Origin of the sequence: Pseudophaeobacter sp. 1A09344 (assembly GCF_041008745.1) — a bacterium.
GTDB classification, from domain to species: Bacteria; Pseudomonadota; Alphaproteobacteria; order Rhodobacterales; family Rhodobacteraceae; genus Phycobacter; species Phycobacter gallaeciensis_A.
Window position 1 is genome coordinate 53,583 of sequence record NZ_JAXGFS010000002.1, and the last position, 13,286, is coordinate 66,868.

General features: G+C 61.0%; 11 protein-coding genes. 6 read left to right on the plus strand and 5 right to left on the minus strand.

The annotated features are described in order from the left end of the window. The first annotated feature begins 3 nt into the window (after positions 1 to 3). The 4 genes from SM765_RS03425 to SM765_RS03440 all read left to right on the plus strand — a co-directional run bounded on the left by SM765_RS03425 (position 4) and on the right by SM765_RS03440 (position 2,977). Entirely contained in the window at positions 4 to 390 is a 387-nt protein-coding gene (locus SM765_RS03425) for a response regulator (RefSeq protein ID WP_274830704.1), read from the plus strand. 1 nt (position 391) lies between these two features. Next, positions 392 to 718 (plus strand): DUF8776 family protein, encoded by a 327-nt coding sequence (locus SM765_RS03430; protein WP_274830705.1) that lies wholly within the window; start codon positions 392 to 394, stop codon positions 716 to 718. A gap of 161 nt (positions 719 to 879) precedes the next feature. Then, positions 880 to 2,352: a caspase family protein gene (locus tag SM765_RS03435; RefSeq protein ID WP_368981412.1), complete on the plus strand. Its 1,473-nt coding sequence runs from the start codon at positions 880 to 882 to the stop codon at positions 2,350 to 2,352. Between the two features lie 22 nt (positions 2,353 to 2,374). Further along, a complete protein-coding gene (locus tag SM765_RS03440) occupies positions 2,375 to 2,977 on the plus strand; it encodes a hypothetical protein (protein ID WP_274837466.1) in 603 nt (200 codons plus the stop codon). A gap of 15 nt (positions 2,978 to 2,992) precedes the next feature. Here SM765_RS03440 and SM765_RS03445 read toward each other — a convergent pair whose 3' ends face one another. Further along, positions 2,993 to 3,832 carry a M15 family metallopeptidase gene (locus SM765_RS03445; protein ID WP_274834032.1) on the minus strand — a complete coding sequence of 280 codons (840 nt, stop codon included), beginning with the start codon at positions 3,830 to 3,832 and terminating at the stop codon, positions 2,993 to 2,995. Between the two features lie 256 nt (positions 3,833 to 4,088). Between SM765_RS03445 and SM765_RS03450 the strand changes: the two genes are divergently transcribed. Together SM765_RS03450 and SM765_RS03455 are read left to right on the plus strand one after the other, a co-directional pair. Continuing rightward, positions 4,089 to 4,607, plus strand: coding sequence for an OmpA family protein (locus SM765_RS03450; RefSeq protein WP_274830709.1), 519 nt, complete (start codon positions 4,089 to 4,091; stop codon positions 4,605 to 4,607). Positions 4,608 to 4,651: 44 nt separating this feature from the next. Next, complete coding sequence (locus SM765_RS03455) at positions 4,652 to 6,817, plus strand: serine/threonine protein kinase (RefSeq protein ID WP_274837465.1); 2,166 nt, start codon at positions 4,652 to 4,654, stop codon at positions 6,815 to 6,817. 25 nt (positions 6,818 to 6,842) lie between these two features. On the opposite strand, the gene SM765_RS03460 is transcribed toward SM765_RS03455, so the two are convergent. The 4 genes from SM765_RS03460 to icmH are packed head-to-tail and all read right to left on the minus strand — an operon-like array spanning position 6,843 to position 13,241. Continuing rightward, positions 6,843 to 7,565, minus strand: a complete 723-nt coding sequence (locus tag SM765_RS03460; RefSeq protein ID WP_274837464.1) for a PP2C family protein-serine/threonine phosphatase — start codon at positions 7,563 to 7,565, stop codon at positions 6,843 to 6,845. Further along, complete coding sequence (gene tagF / locus SM765_RS03465) at positions 7,562 to 8,245, minus strand: type VI secretion system-associated protein TagF (protein ID WP_274830712.1); 684 nt, start codon at positions 8,243 to 8,245, stop codon at positions 7,562 to 7,564. Before tagF ends, SM765_RS03460 begins: the two co-directional genes overlap by 4 nt. Further along, a complete protein-coding gene (gene tssM, locus SM765_RS03470) occupies positions 8,245 to 11,820 on the minus strand; it encodes a type VI secretion system membrane subunit TssM (protein ID WP_274837463.1) in 3,576 nt (1,191 codons plus the stop codon). The genes tagF and tssM overlap by 1 nt, the downstream gene beginning before the upstream one ends. Continuing rightward, positions 11,817 to 13,241: a type IVB secretion system protein IcmH/DotU gene (gene icmH, locus SM765_RS03475; RefSeq protein ID WP_274834713.1), complete on the minus strand. Its 1,425-nt coding sequence runs from the start codon at positions 13,239 to 13,241 to the stop codon at positions 11,817 to 11,819. Before icmH ends, tssM begins: the two co-directional genes overlap by 4 nt. Between the last annotated feature and the right edge of the window lie 45 nt (positions 13,242 to 13,286).

Sequence of the window (13,286 nt, forward strand, 5' to 3'; positions counted from 1 at the left end):
CAAATGAGCTTGAAAGACTCTCTTCGCGTCATGGTCGTGGACGACATGTCAACGAGCCGCGGGATTCTGACGCAATGCTTGGATGAGCTTGGCGTCAAGAACTACATGGTGGAAAACAACGGACAATCCGCGTTCCAGAAGATCACGAAGACTCCGGTGCACCTGGTCTTGTCCGACTACAACATGCCCGGCATGGATGGTCTTGGCCTGCTGCAAGCGGTTCGTGGCCATCAGGTGACCCAGCGTGTCGGGTTTATCCTGGTGACGGGTAAACCGACTCCTGAGATCATCGAAGTTGGCAAGAAACTCGGCCTGAACAACATCATCCGCAAACCCTTCACGGTTGCAACGATGAAGCAGGCGATCGAACAAGTGGTTGGGCGGCTCTGATATGGACCATCCTGACAAAGCCCTGAAAGATCTCTGCACCATTTCATCTTGGGAAATGCACCAGCTGAAAGTCAAAATTCAAGAGCTGGAGGATGTTGCTCTCACGGTCATGGAACGTGGTACCCGCCCTACCAGTGCGGAACTGCGTGCATTGCAGGATTTCGATCTGGTAATCCAGACACTCGCCGGGCTGTCGGGATTCTATGAGCGCGTCCAGGATCAGGTGGAAAAATCCGGACCGGCCGATCTGCCTGCCGCCGCCAAAGGGGTCACCCTGGAACGTCTGCGGGAAAGACTACTCTCTCCCGGCGGTTTGCAAAACGCCTGAACAACAAAGACGCCGCCTGCCCCAGGCGGCGTTTCCCGTTTGAGCCGCGCGATAATATCATCCATCAGGACGAAGATCGCGCAGGCTCCGGATTGATCGTTTGCTTCACCGTCTGCAACGGCTACACTTAAGATGTGTAATCAGTTTTGCCCGGTGCGATCATGAGCTTTGTGTTTCGAATACTTTTGACATTGGCCACCATAATGCTGCCTGTGGCGAGCGTGGCCGCGACTGATCGTGCGGCGCTGGTCTTGGGGATGGCTGATTACCAGTATCTGCCAAAGCTGGACAACACCCGCAACGATGCCCTGCGGATGGCGGAAACCCTGGAGGGGATCGGGTTTGACGTGACCCTTGGCATCGACGTCGGTGCCGAAGACATGACCCGCATGCTCGAAGGCTTTGCTTTCCGCGCCGAAGTTGCCGATCTGGCCTTGATCTATTTTGCCGGTCACGGGGTCGAGGTGCAGGGTGAAAATTTCCTAATCCCGGTTGATGTTCAGGTGCAAAGCAACAGGGATGTAGAGCGCCAGTCCGCCTCGCTGAAGCAGCTTTTGGCGGCTGTTGAGAAAGCGCGAAAGATGCGCATCGTGATCCTGGACAGCTGCCGCGATAACCCCCTTGGCGATGCATTGGCGGGAGACACTTCGGAAACAACGAATGCATCGACGGCACCCGAACGTGCAGGTCTGGCCCCTGCAAACCCGGATCGCGGAACGCTGGTGGCCTTTGCCGCCAAGGATGGACAGGTCGCGCTGGATGGCCGGGGAGAGAACAGCCCCTATGCGCTGGCGCTGATGGAAAAGATGGTTCAGCCCGGTCTGGAGATCAGCCTGATGTTTCGGCAGGTCCGCGATCTTGTGCTTCAGAAAACCGGAAACCTGCAGGAACCACATACCTATGGTTCACTTACCGGGGTGCCCTTCTATCTGGCTGGCGGAAATGAGAGCGCGGGTAGCACGGATGCCTGGGCGGCGCTGAAACCGGATCAGGAGGAACAGCTTCTCGCCCTTGCCGAGCTTGGAGACACCCGGTCGATGCTGGGGCTGGCCTATATCCGGCTCAACCCAAACCAGGACCGGTTTGATCCGGCCGCCGCGATTGAATTTTTGCAGCGGGCTGCGGATGCGGGATCTCCCGAAGCGCAGTTTGAACTGGCAAAGCTGTACGAGCGGGGCACGGGTGTTGAACCGGATCCGGCCAAGGCTTTGGCGCTTTACCGGGCGGCGGCGGATCAGAATTTTGCCGATGCGATCAATGATCTTGGGTTCCTGCATTACCAGGGCGGGCTGGGTCTGCCGGCCAATCCGCAAAAGGCCCTGACCTTCTTTGAGCGGGCCGCGGATCTGCGTCATCCGCAGGCCCAGTTCAATTTTGCAGCCCTGATCGATGACGGTCTGATCCCCAACAAGGACCCCGAAGACGCGGCGCAGTATCTTTACGCGGCTTTGCGGTCCGGCAGTTCGGATGTTCTGAAACTGCTCAGCGAGCGGCCGACGATGTTCACCGATCAAACGCGCAAGGCTTTGCAGGCCAAGCTGAAAGATAATGATTTTTACCAAGGCTCGATCGATGGGGATTTCGGTCCCGGCACGCAGCGCGGCATCCGGCGGGCCTATGGGTTGGACGGGTAATCAACGGAAGCGGGAGGACGTCATGCGGGTACTGCGATATCTGGTTATCCTGACGCTTGTTCTGGTCGGCCCGGTTGCGGCGCAGGAAACCGGGGGCACAGGCGAAGGCACCTATGGTGGCAGTGAGGGTAGCTACGGTGGTGAGGGTACAACCAGTCCGGGCCTGTCGGTGGCAAACCGTGTTGCGACGCCGCAGCAAGTGGTTATGCGGCTGAATGCCATTCCCGAGTTCTGCAGCAGCAGCGGGGCCTATCTTGTCGATTGCATGGCAGAACGCATGGAACAGCTGGCTGAGGGCATGTCCGGTCTGTCCGGGTATCAGGACGCGCGCAAAACCATAGGTGAGACGGCTGCCAATCTGCGCAAGATCGCGCGTGATAACCGCGATCCGCAGGCCCCGCGCGCAGTGGTGCAACACTCGGATGCCAATACGAAATCCTCCCGCCCGCTGGTGGCGGTGGCATCCACCCGCAAGCGGCAGGCGGCTGCCGCAGCCGTTTCTGCGCTTGAGGAGGCGGAGACGATCCTGCTCAGATCCGCCGCCCAATCGACCGCCCGAGCTGTGCAATACCAGCAAATCGCTGCGGCGCTTGGCTCTAACAAGGTCCTGCTGCGCTCACTGTGATGCCGTCGGGGCTGATTACAGTCGCCCCTCCGCGATCCAGGTGTCCAGCTGGCGGCGGCTGATTTCGAAATGCATGCTGTCTTCGCGGCCAAAACCGGCCCCCCAGACCCAGCCTTCATCAAAGAAGAAATCGGCCATGATCGTCAGCCCCAGCTGCGTTTTGCCATCGGTGAAATTATCCAACTTGCCGTCGATATTGAGATCCACCGCCAGCCCGTAGCTGTGCGTCGACAGGGAATTCACCGTGCCGCGGATCCGCCGCACGCAAAGGGCGCCGGCGGTGTTGATCCGGGAATAGAGGTCGGGGTCGACGCTGCGGATGTTTTCGAACACGATCCGCAGGCTCTCGATCGCGGGCTGCAGCATGCTGACACGGATTGGACCAACCTGCTCGGTGACCAGTTTTTCCTTCAAATCCGGGTTTGTCATGGGCTGGCAGCTGTCGCTCAGATCCTCACGCGGGCGCCCCAGTTTTTCGGACAGATACCTGCCCCCGGCCACGTTCAGGCCCCGATTTACATTCAACCGGTCTGCGATCAGCACCACCTGCGCATAATCAAGGTCTGTGCCTTCGGTCTGCTCCCAGATCTGACGTTCGCCGTCAGCGTCCGGGAGAAAAGGGGCGTTGGAGCCTGCTCCTCCCGCGGGCAGGCGCGCAATCTCTGTCTGAAGGTCACTCATCCGGAGTTGCAGATCCTCGATCTGCTGACGGAGCATTTCCAGTTCGATCCGCGCCGTGGAATCGACGGCCCCGCCTGCATAGTCTTCATCAGACATGAGCCAGCTCAGGCCGAACCAGACAACGGGCGCCAGGACGATGCCTGTCGCGATGATAACTGCCGAAACGACGCGCATAGAACCCTCAACATACTACGCCCCTATTGAATGCCCTGAACCGGCCTTCGTAAAGCCCTCAATTCCATCCGTCGCGGATAGGGCAGAGTTTAGGGGTTTTTGCAGCGCTGTTGGCGGCCGCCCATTGGCAGATCAACAAGTGTGGTATAGGCTTTTATTCAGTATATGTTTTCAACGTAAGGGACAGGTTATGGTCCGGTTTCGCATTATTTCTGCCTGTATTCTGAGTTTGGGTGTGTTGCAGGCGCCTGACGCTATGGCCCAGTCTGCCGATGACGGCCCCTCGGTCGAAGAAATCACCCAAGCCTTCAAGAAGCAAAAAACCCGCGGTCTGGTCATCGTGCCGAACGCGGCGACGTCCTCTGCGGCGCAGAGCGACGACACTGCGGAAACGGCCACCGTTGCTGCTGCTGCGGAAGAATATAACCCGGTTGAGCGGCAATCGCAGATCAACGTCCAGATTTCCTTTGATTTCGACAGTGCAGCCCTGCGCGCGGATCAGGAGCCGAAGCTGGCCAATATGTGCGAGTCGATGAAGCTGATGCAGGGCACCGTGTTCCAGATCATCGGTCACACCGACAGTTCGGGCTCGGCCGAATACAATGAACGCCTGTCTCTGCTGCGGGCGCAGGAAGTTCGGCGCCATCTGATCGGCTCCTGCGGCATTCCCGAGGACATGCTGAAAGCGATCGGCATGGGGGAAACCGCACCCTTTGATGAAAACGATCCGCGGGCCGATGAAAACCGCCGTGTCGAGTTCCAGGCTCTGGGCTGAGGGATGAACGTCGCTTCGGGCGGGTACAAGGCGGGACATGACAGATGATCGAATCCCGCCCCGGTGATATTTTTCAACCCGGTGATCTGCTGAACAACACCTACCGGATCGAGATGCTGCTGGGTCGCGGTGGCACTTCGGATGTCTACAAGGCGCGCTCGGAAATCTCCGGCAATCTGGTGGCGATCAAGGTTCTCAAACAGGAACTCTCTGCCAACGAGGACTTTCAGGTCCTGATGGCCCGCGAGGAAAACATCCGCGAAATCCGCCATGACGCGGTGGTGCGTTATTCGGAAAATCACCGCACCCCGGATGGGCATATCTACCTGCTGATGGATTACGTCGACGGGCCGGGGCTGGACCGGAAGCTGAAACAGGGACCGATGTCTGCCGATGATCTGATGATCATCTGCAAACGCGTGGCTCAGGGTCTGCAAGCCGCCCATGCGCGCAAGATCGTGCATCGGGATCTGAGCCCGGACAATATCATCCTGCGCGGCGGTGATCCGGCCGAGGCCGTGATCATCGATTTCGGCATCGCCAAGGATACCAACCCAGGTGCACAGACGATTGTCGGTAATGAATTCGCCGGCAAATATTCTTATGCCGCGCCCGAGCAGATGAGCGGGCAAACCGACGCCCGGTCGGATATCTACTCGCTTGGCGCCTTGCTGCTGGCGAATTTTCGCGGTGCGCCGCCGTCGCTGGGCGCAAACCCCATGGAAGTGGTGGAAAACAAGCAGAAGCCGCTGGATACATCGGGTGTGCCCGAACCCTTGAAGGGGTTGATCGACCGCATGTGCGCGCCGGATCCTGCGGACCGGTTTCAAAACGCAGCAGAGGTTCTGGCCTATATCGATGACCCGGACCCCCGCCCTGCTGGTACGCCGCCCAAGGCAGACACTCCACCCCCGGCGGAAGAAGCCACGATCATTGTTCCGAAGACCGCAGCGCCAACAGCAAAACCTGCGCCCTCGACGCCTCCGGTAGACGAAAAACCGGCAAAAGGGCGCGGTGGCCTCGTGGCGGTTATCCTCCTTATAGGTGTGCTGGGTCTGGGCGTTGGCGGCTATTTCGCCGGGCTGTTTGGCAATCTCACTGGACCATCCCTGCCGGTTGCCGAACCTTTCACGCTGATTATTGAAAAATCCGCAGGCGCTCCGGCCCGCGCAACCGGGAACATGCCGTCTGAGGCGAGCCTCACTGCGCTGCAGGACATGGTTGAAACCACGGATGTCTCGCTGGCGTCGGGGGCAATCGCCGACAGCTGGGGCGACGATGTTCTGGCAACCATTGCGCCGCTGGATCAACTCGGTGAATGGCGCCTTGCCGTCAGCAACAATCAAGGCAGACTGAGCGGCGTGACGCAGGATGCCGAACTGGCGGCGTCGTTGAACGCACGGTTTGCAGATGGGCTGCCGGGAGCACTGGACGGCGCGGTCGATATCGTTTTCAAACTGCCTGTTCTGGCGCGGGAAGAGGTCCTGTCGGTGATCGCTGATCATCAGGACTGCGGCCCGTTGCAACTGTCCGGCACAGATGGAACCGGCGACTTTGCGCCCGAGGATTCCATCGTGATCACCGGGCGGCTGGCGGAAACATCAACCCGGGTTGCTCTGTTCGATGCGTTGCGCGCCATCGCGGGTGATCGCAAGGTGGGTCTGGACGCCGAAGTGCTGAACCCCGCCCTTTGCGTTGTAGAGCAACGCCTGCCCAAGGCGCCTGCGGGCGGGGCAAAGGTCAGCTATACCCTTGGCGGGGAAGGCACGCCGAACCCATCGGGGCGGTTCTTCGTCGGGGAAAATCCGGTCATCGACGTGATCCTGCCGGAAGACATGACCGACGGCTTTCTGACCGTTTCAATCCTGGATGTCTCTGGCAACGTCTTTCATCTGTTGCCCAATATCGGACGTCCCGAGAATGCGATTGCGGACCTCAGAGATGGTGAGATCGGGCCGTTTTCCGTGCGCGTCGCCTTTGATTTGCAGAATGCAGCAGAAACCGGCGGGCTGGCGTTCAAGGTGGATGATAGCACCTTGGGCAAAAGCCGTATCCTGGTCCTGCATTCCTCGGAACCGCTGTTCGCGGGCATGCGTCCCACATCGGAAAGCGCGGTTGGTTTTGCCGAAGCGCTGCAGCAAAGCGCGGCAGAGGATGCGAGCCGGATCCTGTCGCTGGACAGCCGTATATTGGTGACAGCCCGCCCCTGATTGCGGCCTGTCGGACCGGCGCCCGTCAGAGCACGTCGACGACGATCACCGAGATATTGTCAGCCCCGCCCCCGGTCAGTGCGACCTGCACCAGCCGCTCGGCGACGGTTTCCAAGGGCGTGCTCGACAGAATATCCTCCAGCATGGAGAAGGTGGCATATTTCGTCAGCCCATCCGAGCAGATCAGGAACCTGTCGCCGCTTTCAGCGGTGCCGCGCACCTTGTCGAGTTCCAGATCCTCCCCGACCCCGACCGCGCGGGTGATGGCATTGGATTGCGGATGCTGGTCTGCCTCATCCCAGCTCATCTTGCCGGAGAGGACATATTCGGCGACCACGGAATGATCCGCCGTCAGCATGTCGATCTGCCCGCCATGGAGCCGGTAGATACGGCTGTCGCCGGCCCAGATACCGGCGAAATGGCCCTGCGCCATGATCAGGGCGGCAACGGTTGCACCAATGGTGCCGCCCCCCCGCGCCGTGGCCTCGGCCTGGATGGCGCGGTGGGCACTTTGAAGGGCATCGCGCAGGGCGTGCATCTTGGCCGCCGGGTCCAGCCCACCGGGGATCATCGCGGCGGAATCCGCGATCAGGCGGCTGGCATAATCGCCCGCGTCATGGCCCCCCATCCCATCTGCAACCAGCCAGATGTCATGGTCCGGTAGCGCCAGCACCGCGTCTTCGTTGACCTTGCGTTGCAGCCCGACATGGGTCTGAACGGCATAGCGATAGGGATGCATCGGGTTCATAGCGGCCGGGCCTCCTGCCAGATGGGGGCTGTAAGATCGAATAGACCCATTGCAGCCCCGCCTTGCGGCAGGCCCGGACACATCATCATGCGTGGGCCGCTGTCCAGAACCGCTGTCCAGATGCTGGTATCAGCAGCGCGGCTGTCCAGCAGGGCTGCCGCCACGGTGTTCGGTAGATCCTCCGTCTGACCAGCGCCGGTCAGTACCAGCGTGTTCCCCGATGTGCGCAGCGGCGCCACCGCGCGCATGGCGGGCGGCTGCACCGCGCCAAGGGCTGCGGATAATTTGTCCTGTGTCATGCTGTCCTCCAATGCATCCAGGGCAATCGCCTCAAGCTGCTCAAACAGCTTTGTGTCGGTGAAATGATCCAGCGCCGCAGGCCCCGGCGTGGCCAGAGGCGCCACCAGTGTCAGCGGAAACCGGCGGCCAACCCGGTCAACCGAGGGCATCAGAACCCCCGTCAGCTTTTCCGGCCCGGCAAGGCCCGCAGGTAATGAAAATCGCCAGATCGGCGCCGACATATAGCTGCGATCAAAGGCGGTGCCATAGGCGCTTTGCCCGGCCAGCAGCACCTGCTGCAGCCAGCCATCCCACAGGCGGACAAAACCGCCCGGCATGTTGATCCGGAAAAAATCCCCGACCGAGGGCATCTTGCCGAAGGCTCCGAATCCTGCCTCCATCACATCGACTTCGGGCAGCTGAATTTTGCCATCGCCGGCAGGGCAAAGGGATTGACGACCGATCCCGATTGCAGCTCGAACAGGGCCAGACGCCCACCAACCCGGAAGTTCACCCGCCGCCGGTCTGTGACGTTGGTCCGGCGTACCTCGGCGGCGTCCAGCAACCGGAACCAGGCCCAGGGCCCATCCCGCGACAGAACGTTTTCAATATTGCGCTTGTCCGGCAAAAGGGTGATCCGCGCCAGGCCGACCGTCCCCGGCCAGGTCACTGCAACCGGCGTGGGCTGTCCCATCCGGTGATTATAGGACACCTGCGTGCCGTCGATCTCAAGCAGCACCTCCTTGGCCTTTGAATCCAGCGCCTTGGGGGTGATCTGGAACTGGACCACCGGCGTGTCGCCCCCGGCAAAGAAGGCATCGCGGATTTCAGCGGCATACTGCATCTGTTCCAGCACCGCTTGGCTGATCCCCAGGTCGACATCATTGACGCGTTTCCAGGTCCACGGACGGCTGCGGGTATCGACATATTTCAGCAGGTTCTCGTCAAAGAAACTGTCGATCAGCCCGCCCGGCGCAAACAGTTTTGCAAAATCCACCATCGCCACATCGGCACGGGCGCGCCGGTTGAAGGGATAGCGGTTATCCAGCGCCTTTTCGCAGAAGGGCAGAACCGAGGCCTGCCAGCGGGCATTGATCGATGCGCGGGTTCCTTCCGAGGTAATGCCGGAAGAGCCCGTCGAGATCTGCATGGCCCAGCGTTGCACCGGCCCGTCGATCCGCGAGGCCGTTTGCTGGAACTGCAGTAGGGCCTGCCCGCTTTCGCCCGAGGTCACGCCGCTGAACGACATCTTGTTCAGCTCCTGATACACGAGTTGCAGAGAGACCATGAGGTCGTCCAGCCGCGAGGGCTGCCCTTCGGGGCGGTCCACCAGATCGTGCAGCCACTGGAATCGGTCCTGCACATAGGCACCCGGTGGCTTTGGCGGCTCGCCCGAGGCAGTCGATGCCGAGCTGACAAGTGCCTCAAGCAGGATTTGTCCTTGGATAGACAGGCTGGACCGGGTTTCGATGGCCGCCACCTGCGACACGCCTTCGCCCAGGGATTCCGTGTTCAGTTGCGAGCGGTCCTCCGCCAGGCTGGTCTCCTGGCTGACCGCCGTCAGGATATTGGTGATCGGAGAGGTCGGTCCGGACAGCACATTGGTCACCTCGACCGCATGGCTGAGGCTTTCCAGCGGCACGATGTCCACATCCCCCAGCACCTGATCATACCGGGTGATATAGTCGTTGTAATAAAGGTCGAGCACATCCCGGCTGAGCGCAAGAAGCGCGGCTTCGCTCTGGATTTGCTCACCGCCGCGGTCGCCCAGCACCCAGACTTCGCGCTGGACACGTTCGGACACGCTCACCGCTTCGGGCAGGAAGACGTTGTGAAACCCGTCATAGGTAAAAATGCCCTCGACACCCTCGTTCAGTGGCTTGCCGGAGCTGCGCACCAACACCCGTTTCACCGAAGGCCCGCCGATATCGGTCAGCCGCCATTTCGGCAGGCTGGTGGCAGTGTTCGAATTGATGATGCCATTGTAGACCCGTTGCGCCAGAGGCATTTCCGACAGGATATTCTGGGCCTGCTCCACCAGCGGACCATTCAGCGCGATTTCTGTCATCGGCTGGGACAGCATCGCCGTCAGGTGATCCATCAGATCCGCCCGCAGCTGCGCCCGCACCGTTCCGGGGTAGGCCACCGATTCCCAGTCAAGCTGCATCCACTCCTTGACCAGATCGGGATTCATCGGCCCCTGAAGCCCCAGCATCAGGTAGATCTTCAGCGCCTCATAGAGAACATCCGGGTTGTTCATATTGGCGCTGATCTGCTCCTCCAGCCGGACCAGAAGACGGGGCAGCAGCCGCTGGTTCAGCGCGGCGCGATAGGTCTGCGCCACCTCTGTTCCGATCACCTCACCCTGATAAAGACCATAGGTCATGGCGCGCTCCGGCTCCGGATCCGACAGAACCGGGTTGCCGGGCATGTCACGCAGCAGGTTCAGCGCAGCGGCAACCGGCACCAGATCGGTATCGCCCACCGGGCTGGGCGGCAGTTCGGCCGCGGCCGCCTGATAGGCTGCGGCCTGCCCGGCGGCCTGTTCGATCAAGGCGGCGTTCTTCAGATAGGAATTCACCCAAAGCGCCCCGGTCACCGAGGCAAAGATCACAGTGGCGGCTATGGCGGCGCGGCGGGTCCAGCGATAGCGGCGCTCAACCTTGTCATCGGCAGAGACAAGCCCGGCCTCGGGGAACATTACCCCTTCGAACAGGCGGGTCAGAAAGTAGGATCGCCCACTGCCCTGCCCTGTTCCGATGGCCTGACGGCCAATGCCGAAGGTCTGCGCCATACCCAGCATCAGCCGGTCGATCGGCGTGCCTTCCTGGGTGCCCGATGTGAAATAGACCCCGCGCAGCATCTGACGCTGATCATAGCGGTTATCCTGAAAGACTTCGGTCAGGAAATCGCGCGCCACGCGGCGCATCGAGGCCACCTGCCCCGGAAAACCCGCCACCAGCGCCCGCCGCTGGTGATCGCTTTCGCCCTGCATCTTCTCCAACAGCTGCGCGTTCAATTGCCCCAGAAGGGCTGCAAATTCTTCGTCAAAGCCTGCAATTGGGGCAGCCTCTTTCTTGCCCTTGGGCAGCGGCAGGGTGAAACCCCAGACCTGTTCGCGCTCTTCCTTGCCCAGGGCATCGAAATACTCCTGAAACCCCGCGATGAGATCAGCCTTGGTGAACAACACATAGACGGGAAACCGCACGCCGAGTTTCTCGCGCAGCTCGGACAGGCGGCGGCGTACGGCTTGGGCGTGGGATTTCTGGGTGATCTCATCCTGCAGAGACAGGTCCGACAGGGAAATCGCGATGATCGCTCCGTTGATCGGCTGACGTTTGCGGTACTTTTTCAGCAAGCCAAGAAAGCCCAGCCAGGCGGCATTATCCGCATCCGCATCGCTTTCCTGCGTGGTATAGCGTCCGGCGGTATCGATCAGCACCGCCTCATTGGTGAACCACCAATCGCAATTGCGGGTGCCGCCGACGCCGCCAATCGCGGCCTTGCCCATCTTGTCCGCCAGGGGAAACTGCAGGCCGGAATTGACAATCGCAGTGGTCTTACCGGCGCCGGGCGGGCCGATCATCACGTACCAGGGCAGATCCCTGAGGTGACGGCGCCCGTTCTTGGACTTGCGCAATTCGGCCATGGCCTGTTTGAACTTGCCGCGCAATTCACCGATTTCCTCGGCCAGAACATCGTCCTCTTCCGGCACCTCCGTGGCCTCGGCCATGTCTTCGGTCATCTGGCGATCCCGGCGGCGACGGCGCCAGAAAACCAGACCGATGATCATCAGGATCACCACCCAGATCACGCCGATGGTAATGCCGCGCGACAGGATGCTGTCAAAGGGGCGCCAATCCTCCGAGCCGATGAAAGGCGCGAAATACCACACGCAGGCCGACAGACCGGCCGCCAGCAGGATCAGCACGAAATAGAGGGATCTGAACAGCGGCAGAATATAGCGGCGGATCATTCGTCAATCTCCTGCACCAGAAGGATTTCAATCCGGCGGTTCTTGGCCCGGCCTTCACGGGTGCCATTGTCGGCAATAGGTTCCTTATCAGCCCGGCCTTCTGCAGATAGGCGGTCAGGATCTGTCATCACTTCGGCCATTCCCGCCATCACCGATTTGGCGCGGGCCAGCGACAACGCCATGTTTGACGGGAACCGGGAGGAGCGGATCGGGATATTATCGGAGTGGCCGACGACGATGACCTTGCCCTTTTCATCGTTCAGCGACTCGGCCAGACGGTTGACCGGCCCCTTGAAAGCATCGGAAAGCTTGTCAGAGCCAGAGCCGAACATGCCGGATCCCGCCAGCCGGATGATCAGCAGGTTGCCCTTCTGAAACACCTCGACGATGCCTTCCTTGATCTCGGGATCAAGGAAGCCCGACACCTTGGCCACCTGTTCTTCGATCGTGGGCGCAGGCGGCGGCGGCGGCGGCGGCGGCGCGCGCCGCTCCAGCTGCGCCGCAGGGCCGGAATCTATGATCGCAAGGCGACCAGACACATTCTCGGTCTGGTTCGATAGGGCCCAGCTAAGGCCGGCATATTGCAACACCAGAAGCGCGCCGGTCACCGCTAGCGCGATCCAGACCAGACGCCAGGCCGACAGCGCCTTGAAGGGTTTTTTCACCCCCTCCCAATGTGGCGACAGATCCCATTCCAGCGGCCCGCGCTGATTGCGGATAATCCGGGCCAGCGCCGCGCGGATCTGCATCAGCTTCTCACTGCCGCCCTGTTCGACGCGCAGACGACCTTCAAATCCCAGCGACATGCACATGTAGAGGAACTCCAACATGTCGATATTGGCGCCCGGCTCTTTTTCCAGCCGTGCAAGCAGGTCGTAAAACCGGTCCCCCCCCACGGTTTCGCGGTGGAAAGTGCCCACCATGGATTGCAGGCCCCAGCTGGACTGCCCGCCCCAGGGCGTGTTCAGCACCACATCATCCAGCGTCGCGCAAAGAGCATAGCGCGCGACCTTGACCGTCTGCGCTGGAATACCCGCCTGTAAGGCGCGGTTTTCAAAGGCGCGCACCTCGGCCACGACGCTTTTGCGCAAAGCGTCCGGGTCCATGTGCTGCGCGCGGTTCCGGATACGGCTGATCAGGGCAAACAGGGTCGCGGCACAGGCCGTCAACTGGTTCATCCCGGTCAACGCCAGTTGCGAGGCTTTACCGGGGGATGCTTTTGGCGCAGCGGCGGCGGCCTGCGGAACCCCGTAGGACTCAGGTGCTGGCGGGGCATCCGGGTCTGCCGTCGGCTCGGCCGGTGGCACCGAGGGTTCCGGGCTTGGCATGGGCGCGGTCGCGCGCCGCCCGCCCGGATTGGGCTTGATCACCGTCTTGTCGGTATCACCCGGCTCGGCAAAGGGATCGTCATAATCACCCATATCTTTTTACCCTGTCACCCTTGTACAATTCTGCAGCCCCCTGAG

Bases quoted from the DNA above. Each gene is read 5' to 3' on its own strand.
- SM765_RS03425 (WP_274830704.1), top strand. From the start codon at position 4: ATGAGCTTGAAAGACTCTCTTCGCGTCATGGTCGTGGACGACATGTCA.
- SM765_RS03430 (WP_274830705.1), top strand. From the start codon at position 392: ATGGACCATCCTGACAAAGCCCTGAAAGATCTCTGCACCATTTCATCT.
- SM765_RS03435 (WP_368981412.1), top strand. From the start codon at position 880: ATGAGCTTTGTGTTTCGAATACTTTTGACATTGGCCACCATAATGCTG.
- SM765_RS03440 (WP_274837466.1), top strand. From the start codon at position 2,375: ATGCGGGTACTGCGATATCTGGTTATCCTGACGCTTGTTCTGGTCGGC.
- SM765_RS03445 (WP_274834032.1), bottom strand. From the start codon at position 3,832: ATGCGCGTCGTTTCGGCAGTTATCATCGCGACAGGCATCGTCCTGGCG.
- SM765_RS03450 (WP_274830709.1), top strand. From the start codon at position 4,089: ATGGCCCAGTCTGCCGATGACGGCCCCTCGGTCGAAGAAATCACCCAA.
- SM765_RS03455 (WP_274837465.1), top strand. From the start codon at position 4,652: ATGATCGAATCCCGCCCCGGTGATATTTTTCAACCCGGTGATCTGCTG.
- SM765_RS03460 (WP_274837464.1), bottom strand. From the start codon at position 7,565: ATGAACCCGATGCATCCCTATCGCTATGCCGTTCAGACCCATGTCGGG.
- tagF (WP_274830712.1), bottom strand. From the start codon at position 8,245: ATGGAGGCAGGATTCGGAGCCTTCGGCAAGATGCCCTCGGTCGGGGAT.
- tssM (WP_274837463.1), bottom strand. From the start codon at position 11,820: ATGATCCGCCGCTATATTCTGCCGCTGTTCAGATCCCTCTATTTCGTG.
- icmH (WP_274834713.1), bottom strand. From the start codon at position 13,241: ATGGGTGATTATGACGATCCCTTTGCCGAGCCGGGTGATACCGACAAG.